Origin of the sequence: Sphingomonas sp. (genome assembly GCF_019635455.1) — a bacterium.
In the GTDB taxonomy this organism is placed as follows: Bacteria; Pseudomonadota; Alphaproteobacteria; order Sphingomonadales; family Sphingomonadaceae; genus Sphingomonas.
The window spans coordinates 15398-32819 of sequence record NZ_JAHBZJ010000003.1; the positions used below are offsets into that span (position 1 = coordinate 15398).

At 65.1% G+C, this 17422-nt stretch carries 13 protein-coding genes; 8 read left to right on the top strand and 5 right to left on the bottom strand.

Annotation, left to right across the window (positions count from 1 at the left end):
• Positions 1-15 precede the first annotated feature (15 nt).
• On the top strand, positions 16-1455 hold the full coding sequence (locus tag KF783_RS04840) for a sulfatase-like hydrolase/transferase (RefSeq protein WP_294077011.1): 1440 nt from the start codon (positions 16-18) through the stop codon (positions 1453-1455).
• A gap of 153 nt (positions 1456-1608) precedes the next feature.
• On the opposite strand, the gene KF783_RS04845 is transcribed toward KF783_RS04840, so the two are convergent.
• A complete protein-coding gene (locus KF783_RS04845) occupies positions 1609-2757 on the bottom strand; it encodes a site-specific integrase (protein WP_294077013.1) in 1149 nt (382 codons plus the stop codon).
• 491 nt (positions 2758-3248) lie between these two features.
• On the opposite strand from KF783_RS04845, the gene KF783_RS04850 reads away from it, so the two are divergent.
• The 3 genes from KF783_RS04850 (at position 3249) to KF783_RS04860 (ending at position 7915) form a co-directional block, all read left to right on the top strand.
• Positions 3249-3653, top strand: coding sequence for a hypothetical protein (locus KF783_RS04850; protein WP_294077015.1), 405 nt, complete (start codon positions 3249-3251; stop codon positions 3651-3653).
• Positions 3654-3820: 167 nt separating this feature from the next.
• Complete coding sequence (locus KF783_RS04855; RefSeq protein WP_294077017.1) at positions 3821-7618, top strand: RHS repeat-associated core domain-containing protein; 3798 nt, start codon at positions 3821-3823, stop codon at positions 7616-7618.
• 9 nt (positions 7619-7627) lie between these two features.
• Positions 7628-7915 (top strand): hypothetical protein, encoded by a 288-nt coding sequence (locus KF783_RS04860; RefSeq protein WP_294077019.1) that lies wholly within the window; start codon positions 7628-7630, stop codon positions 7913-7915.
• Between the two features lie 1058 nt (positions 7916-8973).
• Here KF783_RS04860 and KF783_RS04865 read toward each other — a convergent pair.
• Positions 8974-11340 (bottom strand): UvrD-helicase domain-containing protein, encoded by a 2367-nt coding sequence (locus tag KF783_RS04865; RefSeq protein ID WP_294077021.1) that lies wholly within the window; start codon positions 11338-11340, stop codon positions 8974-8976.
• 126 nt (positions 11341-11466) lie between these two features.
• Complete coding sequence (locus tag KF783_RS04870; protein WP_294077023.1) at positions 11467-11958, bottom strand: hypothetical protein; 492 nt, start codon at positions 11956-11958, stop codon at positions 11467-11469.
• Between the two features lie 146 nt (positions 11959-12104).
• On the opposite strand from KF783_RS04870, the gene KF783_RS04875 reads away from it, so the two are divergent.
• Both KF783_RS04875 and KF783_RS04880 read left to right on the top strand, forming a co-directional pair.
• Positions 12105-12329, top strand: coding sequence for a hypothetical protein (locus tag KF783_RS04875; protein ID WP_294077025.1), 225 nt, complete (start codon positions 12105-12107; stop codon positions 12327-12329).
• A 6-nt stretch (positions 12330-12335) separates the two neighbouring features.
• Complete coding sequence (locus KF783_RS04880) at positions 12336-13604, top strand: MFS transporter (protein WP_294077026.1); 1269 nt, start codon at positions 12336-12338, stop codon at positions 13602-13604.
• 22 nt (positions 13605-13626) lie between these two features.
• On the opposite strand, the gene rsmD is transcribed toward KF783_RS04880, so the two are convergent.
• Both rsmD and KF783_RS04890 read right to left on the bottom strand, forming a co-directional pair.
• Positions 13627-14166 (bottom strand): 16S rRNA (guanine(966)-N(2))-methyltransferase RsmD, encoded by a 540-nt coding sequence (gene rsmD, locus KF783_RS04885; RefSeq protein WP_294077028.1) that lies wholly within the window; start codon positions 14164-14166, stop codon positions 13627-13629.
• Positions 14163-15461 carry a pseudouridine synthase gene (locus KF783_RS04890; RefSeq protein ID WP_294077030.1) on the bottom strand — a complete coding sequence of 433 codons (1299 nt, stop codon included), beginning with the start codon at positions 15459-15461 and terminating at the stop codon, positions 14163-14165. Before KF783_RS04890 ends, rsmD begins: the two co-directional genes overlap by 4 nt.
• Before the next feature lie 115 nt (positions 15462-15576).
• Here KF783_RS04890 and KF783_RS04895 point away from each other — a divergent pair, with 115 nt between their 5' ends.
• Positions 15577-16008 carry a response regulator gene (locus tag KF783_RS04895; RefSeq protein WP_294077031.1) on the top strand — a complete coding sequence of 144 codons (432 nt, stop codon included), beginning with the start codon at positions 15577-15579 and terminating at the stop codon, positions 16006-16008.
• 56 nt (positions 16009-16064) lie between these two features.
• Positions 16065-17420 carry an MFS transporter gene (locus KF783_RS04900; protein ID WP_294077032.1) on the top strand — a complete coding sequence of 452 codons (1356 nt, stop codon included), beginning with the start codon at positions 16065-16067 and terminating at the stop codon, positions 17418-17420.
• Positions 17421-17422 lie beyond the last annotated feature (2 nt).

Sequence of the window (17422 nt, forward strand, 5' to 3'; positions counted from 1 at the left end):
TCGAGGATGTTGCGTATGCGTGAATTGAACCGGAGGGCCTTGCTCAATGCCGGTGCCGCGGGGCTGGCGCTTTCGATGGCGCCGGGCGCGCTGGCGCAGCGCAAGCCGGGCGCCAAGCCGCCGAACATCCTGTTCATCCTCGCCGACGACATGGGCTATGCTGATGTCAGCTGCTATGGCCGCCGCGAATATCGCACGCCGGCGATCGACCGGCTGGCGGCCGAAGGCATGCGGCTGACCCAGGCCTATGCCAATTCCTCGGTCTGTTCGGCGACGCGCGTGGCGCTGGCCACCGGGCGCTATCAGTACCGGTTGCCCGTGGGGCTGGAGGAGCCGCTGCGTGGCGGCAAGCTGGGGCTCGATCCTTCCGTCCCCACCATGGCGTCGCTGCTGCGCGGACTCGGCTATTCGACCACACTGATCGGCAAATGGCACTTGGGGGCGCTGCCCGAATTCGGCCCGCTCAAGAGCGGTTACGACCACTTCTGGGGCTTTCGCGGCGGCGCGCTCGACTATTTCGATCATATGGGACCCACCGGCAAACCGGATCTGTGGGACGACGACCGCGAAGTCACCGCGCCCGGCTATCTCACCACGCTGCTCGGCCAGCGCGCCGATCAGGTGATCCGCGCCGAGCATGCGCGCGGCAAGCCCTTCTTCATCAGCCTGCACTTCAATGCGCCGCACTGGCCCTGGGAGGGGCCGGAGGATGCCGCGGAATCGGCGCGGCTGCGCGCCAAGCCGGGAGGAGGCGACCCGCTGCCTTCGTTCGACGCCGGGTCGCTCGAAACCTATGCGCGCATGGTCACCGCGATGGACGACGAGATCGGCCGACTGCTCGCTACGCTCGACGCGATCGGCGCGGCGGAAGACACGATCGTCGTGTTCACCAGCGACAATGGCGGCGAACGCTATTCCGACACCTGGCCGTTCACCGGCAAGAAGACCGAGCTACTCGAAGGCGGGCTGCGCATCCCCGCGATCCTGCGCTGGCCTGCGGCGGTGCACCCCGGGGTGTGCGACCAGGTGGCGATCTCGATGGACTGGCTGCCGACGCTGCTCGCGGCCGCAGGTGCGCGGAGCATCGATGCGCCTGCGCCCGACGGCATCGATCTGCTTCCCTGGCTCACCAGAGCGCGCGAGCCCGAGCCGCGCACGCTGTTCTGGCGCTATCACAATATGGCCCAGCGCGCCTGCCGCAGCGGCGACCTCAAATATCTGCGCATCCTCGACAACGAATTCCTGTTCGACGTCGTCGCCGATCCGCTCGAACGCGCCAATCTGAAGGAACGCCGCCCGGAGGATTTCGCCCGCCTTGCCGCAGCATTTCGCGACTGGGATGCGACGATGCTGCCGATCGACCCGGACGCTTATACGGACGGCTTCCGCGGCGACGAACTTCCCGATCATTTCGGCATCCGACAGAGTGTCACCCTGCCTGCCGCCGGAGATTAGCAGGTGGTTGGAAGCGGTGGCATACGCGGGCGTTCCTGTCGCCCCAGTACACCAAGAACATATGTGCGGCGGTCGGACTAGGTTACCGTCTCAGTCCTAGCCGGAGACGGGGAAATGAGGCCCACTGTTGAGATAGCCGTGGTTCGAGGTGGGTCAGATTTCCGCTAAGAACTTCGACCAAGCCACCATCAAACGCCTTCGTCGTTCGAGAAAATCTGTGCGACGGTACGCTGCTTCCACGCGATCGACGACCTTGTGAGCGAGTGCCTTGTCGACGATCTCTTTGGGGGTCCGGGTCTTCTCTGCTGCCCAATCAGTGAAGCTGCTCCGGAAGCCGTGAACCGTCACTTTAGCGTGGCGCAGATCACGCAGTACCTTTGTCATGGTCATATCGCTGAGCGGCCGTTTCCCATCCGTCGAGAATACCAGTCCCTCGTCGTCGGTCCGTATTCGCCAGCGTCGTTCCAAAATGGCCAAGGCCGCCGACGAGAGCGGCACGACATGGGGCTTCTTCATTTTCATGCGCGCGGCTGGGATGGACCAAATTCGCGCCGTGAGATCGAATTCCGGCCAAACGGCGAGGCGGGTCTCGCCGGACCGGACAGCGTTGAAGAGTGTGAACAGGAGCGCATCGCGACCCGCGGTTTCGGGTAGGTCGTTAAGGCAGCGCACCAACGCGGGAACCTCCGCGTAGGGCATTGCTGCAAAATGCCCTTCTTCCGTCGGCTGTCGGGGAAGGCCTTTGGTCACCGACCTGAGCGCCGCTTCGTGCGGGCACCAACCCTCAATGTGCGAATAGTCGAGCACCGTGCCGATGCGTTGGAGAATTCTCCGCGCCGTTTCCGGGATCGAAAGCCAGATCGGAGACAGCGCGTCGCGCACCATCACGCTCGTGACCTGATCAACCGGCCTTTTCCCAAAGGCAGGAAAGATGTGGTTCTCGAGCGATGACAGCCAGGAATCGCTGTGACGCTTGTTTGCCCAACCACCCTTGATCGCTGCGTGGCAGTCCCGAGCAGCTCGCTCGAATGTCGGAACGCGCGCACTGCTGGGTTCTTCCTTGGCCCTCACATTCTCGCCTGCCTTGACCTTGTTCCGTAGCTCGGATGCCTTCGCCCGAGCTTGGGCCAACGAAAGCTGCGAGACCGGCCCGAGGCCGAGGTCCTGTCGCCTGCCATCGACTTGGGTGCGAAGTACCCAGGATCGTGAGCCGCTGGGGCGTACGAGCAGATACAAGCCGTGCCCGTCGGCGTGGCGGCCGGGTTTGGCGTTCTTCACTTCGAGTGCAGTCAGTCCGGACATGGGTTTCCGTCCCTCATTTGGTCCCTCACTTCGCATTGGAAGTGGTGAGACTGGGTAGGGCATTCAGAAACGCATCTTTTGCAGAAATATATCCAAATCAAAAACTTATGGACGCTATGGTTTGCCCTGGGACTTCAACGCTACAGACCTCGGCTCCACCATTCCGTTCAAGCCCGCAGCGATGCGGGCTTTTTCGTGTCTACGTCAGGTCGATCGCGGTGAAGGGCCTTGTCGTCGGCATGGTCGTGCCATTGACGCCCTTGTGCAGAAACGTGCCGCCGGCCGGCAATGGCCGCCCCCTCAAGGATTCCCGCGCTGCAAGCGTCGGGCGTTGTGTGCCGCGTGATTGCGTGACGCGAGCGTGACTGGCTGCGCTGCGGGGTGCTGTCCGGCAAATCCTCTGCCGATACCTCCAGTTCGGACCAGTCGTTATATTGCGCGCGCGCCTGAATTTCTGCCTGTTCGCATGATCCTGATGCGGGGAGGGGCAGATGATTCGTACCAAGAGATTGATGCTGGGAAGTTCCGCGATCATCGCGCTGGTATCGACGCAGTCGTCCTGGGCGGAAACGATCACCTATGGCTATGACAGCCTGGGGCGCGTGCGTACCGTATCGGTATCGGGCGGTCCGAATGCGGGGACAAACACCGCGATCTGCTACGACGCGGCGAACAATCGGGAGCGTTATGTGACGACGGTCGCGGGGGCCGCGGCCTGTACGCCGTCGCCCTATCCGACGCCGACCCCGTCACCGACGCCGGCCCCTTCGCCAACCCCGACTCCAACGCCAACGCCGACGCCGACGCCAACTCCCAGCCCCACACCGACACCCACTCCCACCCCGCCGCCAGAGGATCAATGCTATTCGGGCGGCCATTGGATTCCGTGTCCGTGAGGCGCCTTTTCGGGCCGCTCGCCGCCTTCTGATCGCGCGGGTGGCGGCGCCGGCGGCGCCGGCGGTGCCGGCGCCCGACGACAGCGCCGGGTTCTTCTTCAAACCAATGTTCGTGTCGCACGTGCGGCGCGCCGGAGGTGCGCGCCCGCAACAAGGGGGTTCAAGCCATGAAACTGAAAGCCGCTCTTCTCGCCGGCGTCGTGCCGTTCGCGCTCGCCGGCGCGGCGCAGGCCCAGACCGGGCCGTTCGCCCCGGTTCGCCAGACGCTTGACGACAACGGGGTCGATCTGCTGCGCGGCGAACTGGTGGTCGAACAGACGATCCTGTCGATCGGCGGGGACCAGGGGCTGCAATATCGTGTGCGGACCCAGGCGACCTCCAGCCGCAGCAACATCGATGCCGCGCTGTACAAGGATGGATCGACGATCACCGCCACGGTGGACAATGTGACCGACCGGTTCACCGTCTCCGGCTCTACCTATACGCCGACGGAGGCGAAGGGCGCCACCCTGTCGCTCAGCGGCAGCACCTATAGCTATACCTCTCGGCAGGGGACGGTGGTCACCTTCACGAAGCCATATGGTACGGAAGTCGCGACCGATAGCTATGCGACCGAAGGGTTCGCGACACAGATCCTCCGCCCTGACGGCGAGCGGCTCGACCTCAGCTATCAGCGCACGATCTTCTGCGACTATTTCGAGGGGGATTTGTGCACGGGCGGCTATCGGACCGCGCGGCGCCTCGCCTCGGTCAAGAGTTCGAGCGGCTATCTGCTCAGCCTCTATTACGCGTCCGACGATCTGGAGGAGGGCAGCCAGCTGGGCGCGTGGATGTCAAAGACCGACATCAAGGCGATCAACCTGGCCAGCGAATATTGCGCGCCGACGGCGGCGGGGTGCGCGACGACGGGCAGCTGGCCGTCGCTGAGCGCGCCCAATGCGCAGACGGTGATGACGACGATGGGGACGAGCGGCATCACCGCGCTCACCTTTCAGGGGAATACCACCCCGGACGTGACGATCGCCTATTCGGGCGGCAGGGTGAGTTCGGTCACCAACCATGCCGGCACCACCAGCTATGGCTATTCGGATTCGGGTGGCGAGCGGACGGTGACGGTGACCAACGCGTTGTCGCAGACCACGACCTATGTGTTCGACATTTCCAGCGAGCGGCTGACATCGGTCACCAACGGCCTGGGCAAGACCCGCACCTACGATCATGACGGCAACGGGCGCCTCACCCGCGTGACCCAGCCGGATGGGAATTACACCCAGCTGACCTATGACGGGCGCGGCAACGTGACCGAGACGCGGCAGGTCGCGAAGTCGGGATCGGGCCTGTCGGACGTGGTGACGAGCGCGAGCTTCGCGTCGAGCTGTTCCAACGCGGCGACCTGTAACCAGCCGGTTTCGACCACCGATGCGCGGGGCAACACCACCGATTACACCTATGATTCGGGTCATGGCGGGGTGCTTACGGTGACGCTGCCCGCGCCGTCGGGATCGGGGACGCGTCCGCAGCTGCGCTACAGCTATGGCAGCTATCAGGCGCAGGTGAAGGACAGCGGCGGGAGCATCGTCGGTTCGGGTGAGACGGTGACGCTGCTCACGGGCGTGTCGCAATGCCTGAGCGGATCGAGCTGTACCGGGACCAGTGACGAACAGGTTCGCACGATCGCCTATGGCAGCACGGGGGTGGCGAACAATCTGTTGCCGAGCAGCGTGACGGTGGCGTCGGGGGATGCGAGCATCAGCGCGACGACCAGCCTGTCCTATGACGCGATCGGCAATTTGACCGCGCGCGACGGGCCGCTGTCGGGCAGCGAGGACACGATCCTGTATCGCTATGACGGCAAGCGTCGGGCGATCGGGATGGTCGGTCCGGATCCGGACGGGGTCGGGAGCCGGAAGCGTCGGGCGCAGCGTCTGACCTATGACGTGGCGGGGTTCAATACGAAGGTCGAGGCGGGGATTGTCGATGGGCCGTCGGACACCGACTGGGCGAACTTCGTGACGACGCAGACGGTGGATATCGGCCGCGACGGCGACGGTCGCCCGACGCGTCAGGTGTTGAGCGCGGGCGGCACCGTCTATGGCGTCACCGACATGAGCTATGACGCGGCGGGGCGTGCGGACTGTGTGGCGCAGCGGCTGAACCCGTCGGCCTGGGGCAGCGTCACCGGGGCCTGCACCTTGCAGACGACGGGGAGCGATGGTCCCGACCGGATCGCACAGAGCGTGTACGACGCGGCGGGCCAGGTGATCCGCACGATCGGATCGAAGGGGGTGAGCGGGGCAGAGGTGCATGAGACGGCGAGCTGGACCGACAATGGCCAGCTGGCGAGCGTGATGGACGGGATGGGGAACCCGACCAGCTTTGAATATGACGGGTTGGACCGGCTGAAGAAGACGCGTTATCCGTCGACCACGGTGGGATCGCTGACGAGTTCGAGCACCGATTACGAGGAGCTGGGCTACGACGCGGGGTCGAACGTCACCAGCCGGCGGCTGCGCGACGGGAACAGCATCGGCTACAGCTACGACGCGCTGAACCGTATGACCGCAAAGGACCTGCCGGGGAGCGAGCCGGACGTGTCGTACAGCTATGACCTGGCGGGTTATCTGACGGGTGCGACGCAGAGCGGCAACGCGCTGTCGTTCAGCTATGACGCGCTGGGTCGCAATCTCTCGCAGGCGGGGCCGCAGGGGACGGTGAGCTATCTCTACGACGCCGCCGGCCGCCGCACGCGGATGACCTGGCCGGGCGGTGGCCTGTATGTCGATTACGAGCATGACGTGACGGGCAACGTGACCGCGATGCGGGAGAATGGGGCGACGTCGGGCGCGGGCGTGCTGGCGGTGTTCGGCTATGACGATCAGGGTCGGCGGACCAGCCTGACGCGGGGCAACGGGGTGGTGACGAGCTATGGCTATGACGCGGTATCGCGGCTGATCTCGCTGGCGCATGATCTGTCGGGCAGCAGCCATGACCTCACCCGCAGCTTCACCTACACGTCGGCGGGCCAGATCGCGAGCCGGGGGCTGTCGAACGACGCCTATGCGTGGACCGCGGCGACGACGGTGGACCGCAGCTATACGCGCACCGGCCTGAACCAGTACAGCGCGGCGGGCGGCACCGGCTTCGGCTATGACGGCAGGGGCAACCTGACCGCATCCGGATCGGACGGGTTCGCGTACAGCAGCGAGAATCTGATGACCGCGAAGACGAGCGTCACGGCGCTGTCCTACGATCCGCTGCTGCGGCTGTATGAGAGCAGCGCGTCGGGGCGGCGGTTCGCCTATGACGGCGGCAACATCATCGCCGAATATGACACGGGCGACACGCTCACCGCGCGCCACGTGTTCGGCCCCGACGCGGACGAGGCGCTGGTGAGCTACGACGCGTCAGGCAACCGCTTCTGGCTGCTACCCGACGAGCGGGGGAGCATCGTGGCGAAGACCGACGCGAGCGGGGCGGCGACCGCGATCGCGGGCTATGACGAATATGGCATTCCGTCGGGGGGCGATGTGGGGAGGTTCGGCTATACGGGCCAGGCATGGCTTCCGGAGATCGGCCTGTCCTACTATAAGGCACGCATGTACTCGCCCACCCTCGGCCGGTTCATGCAGACCGATCCCATCGGCTATGGCGACGGGATGAACCTCTACGCCTATGTGGGGAATGATCCCACGAACAAGGTGGATCCAACCGGCCGCTGCGGTAAAGTTGGACAATGGTTCATCTGGAAATATACGATGTCCGATGGTTCCGTACAATATGGAGACATCACATTCAAAGAGTGGACCGTCCCGTGCGGTGATGGTAACGCAAATTCTCTTTTTGCTGCGGAATATAAAGAAGGACTATTAGTAACTGCAAAGCCGCAAAGGCAACAGCCCAAAAAGTCACCCTGTTTTTCAATTCAAGATCGACGCCTCAATCACGATCAATACGTTCAGAAATAAGCAGCGATATTGAGGGCTGCCGGTTATCAAGTGGCTACTGAAGTTAGCCTGTTCGTATTTACGCCAACTGGAAATACGAGAGCTAGAGCGGACATCATAGCAAGTATTCCCGGTAGCAATATATACGCCATTCATGAGATAAAAACTGGAAATGCTCAGCTGACGGGAAATCAGAACATTGTTTACAATGCCGGTCTAGATATTGTTAAAGGAAACAATGGACTTCCTGTTGGACTTGGTCCAGAAGATTTTCTTCCTATCTCCGAATATGGCGTGGTAAGGTGCCCCGGCTTGTGATAGTTTTAACTTAATAATCGGCTTTAATGGTGTTATTGCATGTCTAATAATGAGGAAGTCGGCCTGAGGTTTACCGTGCGGCCAGAGCATGAAAAAGAGGTCGCAGACTTGTATTCCAAGGCGGGATTTCAGCCACTTCGTATTGAGCGGAAGGATGACGGTAATCTTGTATTCATCCTTCCGAAAGTTGCAGACGACAAAATGTATCATCTAATTACAGCGGTTCCCGCTCATTATAGCGTGAATCAGGGCTACGTCGTAGGAAGCACACCTCCTCTCGGCGGTAAGACAGAGTCGAAAGGCTCAAATAGCGAATAGCAAGATAAAAGGAATGGCTCCCCCTGCGGGCTAACCTGTTGTCTGCACATCGTTTTTTAGGGAGACAGGTGGCACCATGGGTGAGACTCTGGTGCGATTTTGGTGCCTGGGATGGTGCTAAGCGCTTGAATCGCCTCCCTCTTTAGCTGCTCTTCGTTGGAGACATGGCGTGCCGGGAGGGGCCTGGGAATTTAGGGCGAGATAAAAGCGCCGCCGTCGCTCGTGGCGCATGTGGTTGATCTGTCTGGGTAATAGGCGCCGTCACTGAAGCTGCCCTGCCGTCGTTCGGGACGAATTATCCAGCAATAACAACCGGCGGGGCGCTGGCAGGTGCGCTGTGGCGTAGTGCCGGCGTTGCAGGTGGCCGCGCGGTTGCGCAGCCGGGTCGCTCCGCTTCCGCCGTGCCTATCGGCCCGGCAATGCGGTCAGCCCAGGGCGTTGCCCTGCGCTGGCGTTGTGACCTTCGGCCAGCGCGGCGGGCGGCACCGGCTTCGGCTATGACGGCGGTAACATCATCGCCGAGTACGATACGGGCAACACTCTCACCGCGCGCCACCTCGCCGCAGACTCCATGCCGCCCCACTTTCCATCCGGGAGAACCATGCTCGCCGTGCATCCGGGCGATCGTGATTTCACACCGGACGGTAACGACGCAGGCGCGGGTTATTCCGCGTCAATGAGCCGATACGGAATGTAATCGAGTATCTAACGATCCAAAAAGGTTCGTTCGGCGCGCGCTCCTAGCGCTCCGGGATGCTCACGAAACTGTCCATCACCCGCTTCCGGCCGGCCTGTTCGAAGTCGATTTCGAGCTTGTTGCCTTCGATTTCAGCGATTTCGCCATAACCGAATTTCTGGTGAAAGATGCGCATGCCGACGGACAGGTCGTCGCGGCCCTTGTTGCCCAGGGTGATCGCACTGGCGCGGTTTTCGGCAACGCGTTTGGGCGCGGTGGTGAAGGATGAACTGGGGGCGGCGGCGCGTTGCCAGCCGGGGCCGCGTCCGGTTCCCCGGCCGACATCGGCGAACGGATCGCCACGTTCGCTCCAGTTGGCGCGCCACAGCGATGCGCCGCCGGTCATGGTCGATTCCTCGTCGATATGGTCCTTTGGCAGCTCGCCGACGAAGCGGCTGGGGATCGAGCTTGTCCATTGGCCATAGATGCGGCGGTTGGCGGCATGGAGGATGGTGGCGCGTCGCCGGGCGCGGGTGATCGCGACATAGGCGAGCCGGCGCTCCTCTTCCAAAGACGCCAGGCCGCCTTCGTCGAGCGCGCGCTGGCTGGGGAACAGCCCTTCCTCCCATCCGGCAAGGAACACGGTGTCGAACTCCAGCCCCTTGGCGGCGTGGATGGTCATGATCGTGACCTTGGGCTCGTCCGCGCTCGCGTCATTGTCCATGACGAGCGAGACATGTTCGAGGAACGCGCCCAGCGTTTCATATTCCTCCATCGCACGGACGAGTTCGGAGAGGTTTTCCAGGCGCCCGGCGGCCTCGGCGGTGCGATCCGCCTGCCACATCGCGGTGTAGCCGCTTTCGTCCAGGATGATCTGGGCGAGTTCGGTGTGGGGGAGGGTGCCGATGAGCGTCGGGATTTGCGGAGAGTCTCCTCCACCAGCCTGTGGCTGGTCCCCCACCCCGCTGAACGGGGAGGGTCTTAGGGTCGCGTTCCACCGGGCTACGTCGCCGACGAAATTGGCGAGACTGCGGCGGGCCTGCGGGGTGAGTTCATCGGTGTCGAGGATGCGCGCCGCGGCGGCGAGGAGGGGAATGCCCTCCGCACGGGCGAGCATGTGGATCTTCGCGATCGCCTTGTCGCCGAGGCCGCGTTTGGGGACGTTGACGATGCGTTCAAAGGCGAGGTCGTCGGCGGGCTGGTGGACGAGGCGAAGATAGGCGAGCGCGTCGCGGATTTCGGCGCGTTCGTAGAAGCGGAAACCGCCGACGATGCGATAGGGCATGCCCGTCGCGATGAACCGGTCCTCGAATTCGCGCGTCTGGTGCTGCGCGCGGACGAGGATGGCAAAGTCGTCGAGGCTCTTGCCCTCACGCCGCTGAAGGCCCTCGATATCCTCGCCCACGCGGCGCGCCTCCTCCGGCCCGTCCCACACGCCGATGACGCGGACTTTCTCGCCCGCGTCATGCGCGGTCCACAGCGTCTTGCCCAGGCGCCCGCCATTGTTGGCGATGACGCCCGACGCGGCGGCGAGGATGTGCGGGGTGGAGCGGTAATTCTGTTCGAGGCGGATAACCTTGGCGCCGGGAAAGTCCTTTTCGAACTTGAGGATATTCTCGACCTGCGCCCCGCGCCAGCTGTAGATCGACTGATCGTCGTCGCCGACGCAGCAGATGTTCTTGCGCTCCTGCGCGAGCAGGCGGAGCCAGAGATATTGGACACTGTTCGTGTCCTGATACTCGTCCACCATGATGTAGCGGAACCGCTGCTGATACGCCTGCAGCACATCGCGATGGGTGCGCAGGATGGTGAGCATGTGCAGCAGCAGGTCGCCGAAGTCGCACGCGTTGAGCGCGCGTAGCCGGTCCTGATATTGCTGGTACAGCGCCTGCCCCTTGCCGTTGGCGAATTGTTCGGCCTCGCCGGCGTCGAGCATGTCGGGGGTCAGCCCCTTGTTCTTCCATCCGTCGATGAAACCGCCCAGCTGGCGCGCGGGCCAGCGCTTCTCGTCCAGGTCGTTCGCCTGGATGAGCTGTTTGAGCAGGCGGAGCTGGTCGTCGGTGTCGAGGATGGTGAAGTTCGATTGCAGGCCGACCAGTTCGGCGTGGCGGCGCAGCATCTTTGCGCCGATCGCGTGAAAGGTGCCGAGCCACGGCATCCCCTCCACCGCGTCGCCGACATGGGCGCGAACCCGCTCGCGCATCTCTCGCGCCGCCTTGTTCGTGAAGGTGACGCTCAGGATTTCCGACGGATAGGCGCGGCGGGTCCACAGCATGTGCGCGAGCCGGGCGGTGAGCGCGGCGGTCTTGCCGGTGCCGGCGCCGGCCAGCACCAGGACGGGACCGTCGAGCGTCAACACCGCCTCGCGCTGGGGCGGATTGAGGCCGCGCAGATAGGGGGGATCGTCGGGCGAGGGCTGCGGAACGGACATCGGTGAACAGGTAGGGAACGCGGCGCGCCGGGGCAAGCCGCGCGATGGCCGCCGCCGCCGGGTGGCGATCCGGTTACCGGCCCCGGCGCCGATCCGCGCGGGCGGGGCGACCGAGGGGCGGACGAGTCAGGGCCAGATGCACTTGTCCTTTGTCACCGGGTCGATCTTCCAGTCCCTCATCCGCACCGTGACCGTGGTGGCAGGGAAAGTGCATTTGTAGGTGAGCCGGGCCATGTTCGCGAAATGGGTGGACGAGCTGAAGAACGCCAGCGACCGCGCGGGACCGTAAACCGATTGGCCATCGGCATAGATGCTGTACGCTGGACCCTTTTTCGGGACAGGCGGGCCGATCACACAAATGGCCGGAATCCCCTCTTTGACCAGGCTGGCGGCGGCGTCGCACACCACCGCCTGAAACGCGCTGTTGGTGGTCCAGGCGACGAGAATCAGGTTGCGCGGTTGTGCGATGGCGGCAGCGCCCTCGACTTCGGCGACGGTCTTGGAACTCATGTCGACGGTGAAGCGTGAGGGCGGCGCGCTCTGCGCCAACGCAGAGGCGGGCGCCAGTACGAGCATCCCCGCGACGGTGGCGAACATGGTCAGGGCATGGCGTTTCATCGGAGAACCCCTTGTCGATACGTGGTCGATACGGACCGCGGTGATAACTGCGCGCACGGACGTTTGGGACTGGTCATTCTACCAGGAGTGCCGGCGATCCCCCGAGCCGCATTGCGCGTGGACGCGGGCTGAGGCAGGAGGGGGCGATGCTGGAGAAACTCAAAAGCCGGTTCGACAAGCGCAGACTGGTGCTGATCGCGGCGCTGGCGCTGGTCGCGCTCTATGTCGGATGGCGGACCGGCGGGTTCGATGCGACGCCCCAGAAGAAGCCGTGCGAGGCGGGGCGCAAGGAAGTGAAGGACGACACCGGCAAGGTGATCCAGGTGATCCGAACCACCTGTTTCAAGGACGGCACTCAGACCGGAGGATGATGGGGGATGGAGGCTGAACGGGCGCGGCACCGCCGGGTGCTGCTCGCAAGCTTTGTCGGGACGGGAATCGAATTCTACGATTTCTATATCTACGCCACCGCCGCCAGCCTGGTGTTCGGTCAGATTTTCTTTCCCAAGGGCGATCCCGGCGTGCAGCAGATGGCGGCATTCGCGACGCTGGCGGTGGCGTTCTTTGCCCGACCGGTGGGCGCGGCGGTGTTCGGCCATTATGGCGACCGGATCGGGCGCAAGGCGACGCTGGTCGCGTCGCTGCTGACCATGGGCGTATCGACCACGCTGGTCGCGTTCCTGCCGACCTATGCGATGGCGGGGTGGATCGCCCCGTTCGCGCTGTGCGTGCTGCGGTTCGGCCAGGGCTTCGGGCTGGGCGGTGAATGGGGCGGAGCGGCGTTGCTGGCGGTGGAGAATGCGCCGCCCGGATGGCGCGCCCGGTTCGGCAGCGCGCCGCAGATGGGGGCGCCGGCCGGGTTCATCGCCGCGAACGGCCTGTTCCTGGTGCTGGGCGTGGCGATGACGCCGGAACAGTTCGCCGATTGGGGCTGGCGCATCCCGTTCCTGTTGTCGGCCGCGCTGGTGCTCGTCGGCCTGTGGGTGCGGCTCAAGCTGACCGAAACGCGCGAGTTCGCCGAGGCACTGGCGCAGGCGGCGCCAGCGAGGGTGCCGCTGGGCGAAGTGGTGGCGAAACATCCCGGCGCGCTGATCGGCGGGACGATCGGCGCGATATGCTGTTTCGCGACCTATTATATCGCCACCGCTTTCCTGCTCGGCTGGGGGACCAAGTCGATGGGCTATTCGATGCAGGATTTCCTGGCGGTGCAGCTGGGTGCCATCCTGTTCATGGCCGCGGGGATATACCTCGCCGCGTGGAGCGCGGATGCGCATTTCGACCCGCGACGCGTGCTGGCGGGCGGGTGCGTGCTGGTCGCGGCGAGCGGCCTTGCCATCGCGCCGTTGATGGGTGCGGGACTGGGCGGCGTGTTTGCCTATCTGGCGCTGCTGCTGTTCGCGATGGGGTTCGTCTATGGACCGCTCAGCGCGTGGCTGACCGACCTGTTCCCCGCGCGGGTGCGCTATACCGGGACGTCGATGACGTTCAACGTCGCGGGGGTGATCGGCGGCGGCCTGACCCCGCTGATCGCGCAGGCGCTGGCGATCGACGGAGGATTGCGCCCGGTCGGCTGGTATCTGAGCGGCGCGGCACTGTTGAGCCTGGTGGCCCTGCTGGCGCTGCGTCCGCGCGCGGTTGAGGGATAACCCGCGGGCTCTGATCCGGTGGCTAGCCGGCCGCGCGCAGCAGCGTGAGCTTCGCCTTGCCATGGACGCGCTCGGCATCGACGGTGAAGCCGGCGACGTCGATCGTTTCGGCCTTTGCGGTTTCGATGCTGATCCAGGTGGCGGGACCCGCCCAGCCGAGCCGGGCGAGCTTGTCGAGCGCGACCGCGCCGGCGCCGGTGCCATAGGGCGGGTCCATCAGGATGAGGTCGAGCGGGTTCGGCGCCGGGCCAAGCGCGAGGACCGAGGTGGCGCGGATGTCCGCGCGCATGCCCAGCCGTTCCGCATTGGCGCGCAGCGCGTCGAGCGCCGGACGATCCTGCTCGACAAACAGGCACGAGGCCGCGCCGCGCGACAGTGCCTCGAACCCCAGCGCGCCGGAGCCGGCGAACAGATCGGCGACCGCCAGCCCCTCGAAACTGCCGACGCGACTGGCGAGCATCGAGAACAGGGCTTCGCGGGTGCGATCGGCGGTCGGCCGGGTGGCGTCACCCTTTGGCGCGACGAGCGGACGACCGCGCCACTGTCCGGCGATGATCCTCATTTGCGCGGCCCCCGCTTGGCCGGGGTGCCGGACCGGGGGCGGCGATCGCCCGGACGATAGCGGCGCTTGGGCCGGTCGAGCAGCGGGCCTCCATCGTCATGATCGCGATCGGCGGCGGGCGCACGGGTGTCGTCCCGCCGTTGCGGCTTGGCGTCGGGGCCGGGTCGGCCGGCGCGTCCCTTGGGCGCGGGGCCTGCGGGCGCGGATCGCTTGCGCGCGCCTGTGGACGGGTGCGCGGATGTACCCGGCCCGCCCGCAGCCGCTTTCGCCGCCGCACCGCGCAGCTTTCGCCGCTGTCCGACGCCGAATTTCTCCGGCGCTTTCGCCGCCGTCCGTTTCTCTGCTGCGCCTTTCGCAGGGGGCCGCGGTGCGGCGCGTTCGCGTGCAGGGGGCGCGGGTGGTTCGGCGGCGGCGGCGCGGCGGCGATCGGCGCGATTGGCGGGGGGCGGCGCCTCGGCCGGCTCGCCCTCCGGCTCCGGCGGGGGCGCAAGCGCCTTTGCGCGGTTCGACAATTGCAGGTTCGATGCCGCCTTGCCGCCGCCCGGGCCGCTCAACGCCTTGCGAAAGAGGATCAGGTCGTGCTGGCGCACCTCGTCCACTGCGGCGACGGGCATATCGGCCAGGTGGAACGGCCCATAGCGCGTGCGGATCAGGCGACTGACCTCCAGCCCGAGATGTTCGAGCACGCGGCGCACTTCGCGATTCTTGCCCTCGGTCAGGGTCAGTTCGATCCAGACATTGGCGCCCGTGCGCCGTTCGAGATTGGCGTCGATCGGCCCGTAGCGCACGCCATCGATCTCGACGCCGAGCATCAGTTCCTCAAGCTGGTCCTGGCTCACCTGGCCAAAGGCGCGGGCGCGATAGCTGCGCTCGACCCCGGTGGCGGGAAGTTCAAGCTGGCGCTTGAGCTCGCCGTCGGTCGTCAACAGCAACAACCCTTCCGTATTATAGTCGAGCCGGCCGACCGGGATCAGGCGCGGAAGCCCCTTTGGCAGCCGGTCATAGATGGTCGGGCGGCCGCGCGGATCACGCTCCGCAGTCAGGACGCCGGCGGGCTTGTGAAAGCGAAACAGGCGGGCGGGGGCGGGGGCGGCGACGGGATTGCCATCGACGGTTACGCCGCGCAGCGAGGTGAGCACGGTCGCCGGCGTCGTCAGGATTTCACCGTCGATCGCAATGCGACCATCGGCGATCATCCGCTCGATCTCTCGACGCGACGCGATTCCGGCACGGGCGAGCAGCTTCGCGATGCGATCGCCTTGCCTGGGCGGTTCGGGGGAGGATGATGAAGGCATTGGCGGCGCGATACAGCGGCTTTGGCCCGGGCGCAAAAATCTTGTGCGCAGGGACCTCCCGGGCAGCGTAGCGCGTTGACCCTGCGTAACGATCGGAATGGGCGCGCGGCGGAAGATGTTGTTCGGAAGGAAAAAGCGGCGACTCCTGCGGCTGCTGCTCGTCGAGGACGAGCCGCTGGTTGCGTTCGACGCCGAACATTTCCTGAGTGATGAAGGGTTTGAGATCGTCGCGACGGTCGATTCGGTGGGTGAGGCGATCGGCCATATCATCGCCCCCGGCACGATCGACCTGGTGCTGGTCGATCTGGGGCTGGCCGACGGAAATGGCGCGGACGTGGCGCATGCCGCGCGGGCCGAGGGCATCCCGGTGCTGATCGTGACCGGCCGCAATCTGGATGAGGTTGAACCGATCTGTCACGGCTGTCTGTCCAAACCCTATCCCCAGCGTGACCTGCTCGCCGCGATCGTCGCGATCGAGGCGGTGATCGAGGGCAAGACGCCGCGCAGGTTGCCGGCCACCATGCGGCTTTTTCAGCCCGCCGCGTGAGGGCTTTGCAACGGCGTTTTTCCCGCTAGGGTCTGCCGCCTGACCAGGGGGCGCGAATGAACGAGCAGACGGGGCAAGCGGGCGGGATCGAAGCGCGCAAGCGATCATTCGGTGAAATCATGCTGCCCTATGTCCGTCCGCGACCCGTCGCGGCGCTGTTGCTGGGCATATCGAGCGGCTTTCCGCTGGCGTTGCTGCTCGGCACCATGACCTTCTGGCTGGCAAAGGTCGGGATCGACAAGAAGACGATCGGCTTCGCCGTCGGCCTGACCACCCCCTACACGCTCAAATTCCTGTGGGCGCCGCTGATCGACCGGATCAAGCTGCCGCTGCTCACGCCAGTGTTCGGACAGCGGCGAGCGTGGCTGTTCTTCATCATGGCGCTGCTGTTCGCTTCGGTGTGGATGCTGGGGGCCAGCGATCCCGCCGACGGCCATATGGGTCCGTTCGCATTCTGGGCGATCGTCGTCGCCTTTCTGGGCGCGACGCAGGACATCGTCATCGACGCCTATCGCATCGAAATCCTGCCCGAAGAGGAATTGTCGCACGGGACGGCGAACAACCAGTTCGGATACCGGCTGGGCGCGTTCATCGCCGGTGTCGGCACTATCGCGCTGGCGTCGAGCGAGGGGTTCGATCTGGGCTGGGCCGCGGCCTATGGCCTGACCGGATTCTGCATCGTGCCGGGCATCATCGCGGCGCTGTGGGCCGGCCCGGGCCTGCATGAGGCGATCGTGGAAGCAGAGCCGAAGGAGAGCGCGGGCCGCTGGCTTGAAGATACGCTGATCGGCCCGTTCCGCGAATTTCTGGAACGGCGCGGCGCGCTCCTGATCCTGTTGTTCGTGCTGATCTACAAGCTGGGCGACGCGATGGGACAGGTGATGCTGAACCCGATGATCGTCGAACTGGGGTTCAGCGACACCGAATTCGTCGCGATCAACAAGGTCGTCGGCTTCTGGGGCCTGATCGTGGGGACCGCGCTGGCCGCGCCGTTGATGGCGTGGCTGGGGCTGGGCCGGGCGCTGTTCGTGTCCGGCGTGTTGATGATGGTCAGCAACCTCACCTTCGCGATGTTGGCGAGCCAGGGCCATTCGGTGCTTTGGCTGACGATCGCGGTGGCGACCGAACAGGTGACCAGCGGGATGGGTCTGACGGTGTTCGTCACCTATCTGTCCGGCCTGTCGAACCTGGCCTATACCGCCACGCAGTTCGCGCTGCTGTCCTCGCTGGCGGCGGTGGGGCGGACGTGGCTGTCGAGCCCGGCGGGCATCGCCGCCGACGCGCTGGGCTGGGTCGGCTTCTGGCTGTTGACGACGGTGGTGGCGCTGCCCGGCATGATCCTGTTGTGGATCCTGTGGCGGAAAGGGTTCGTGGTGGAGAGCGTCCGAAAGGCGCGATCGGGGAAGGGCTGAAC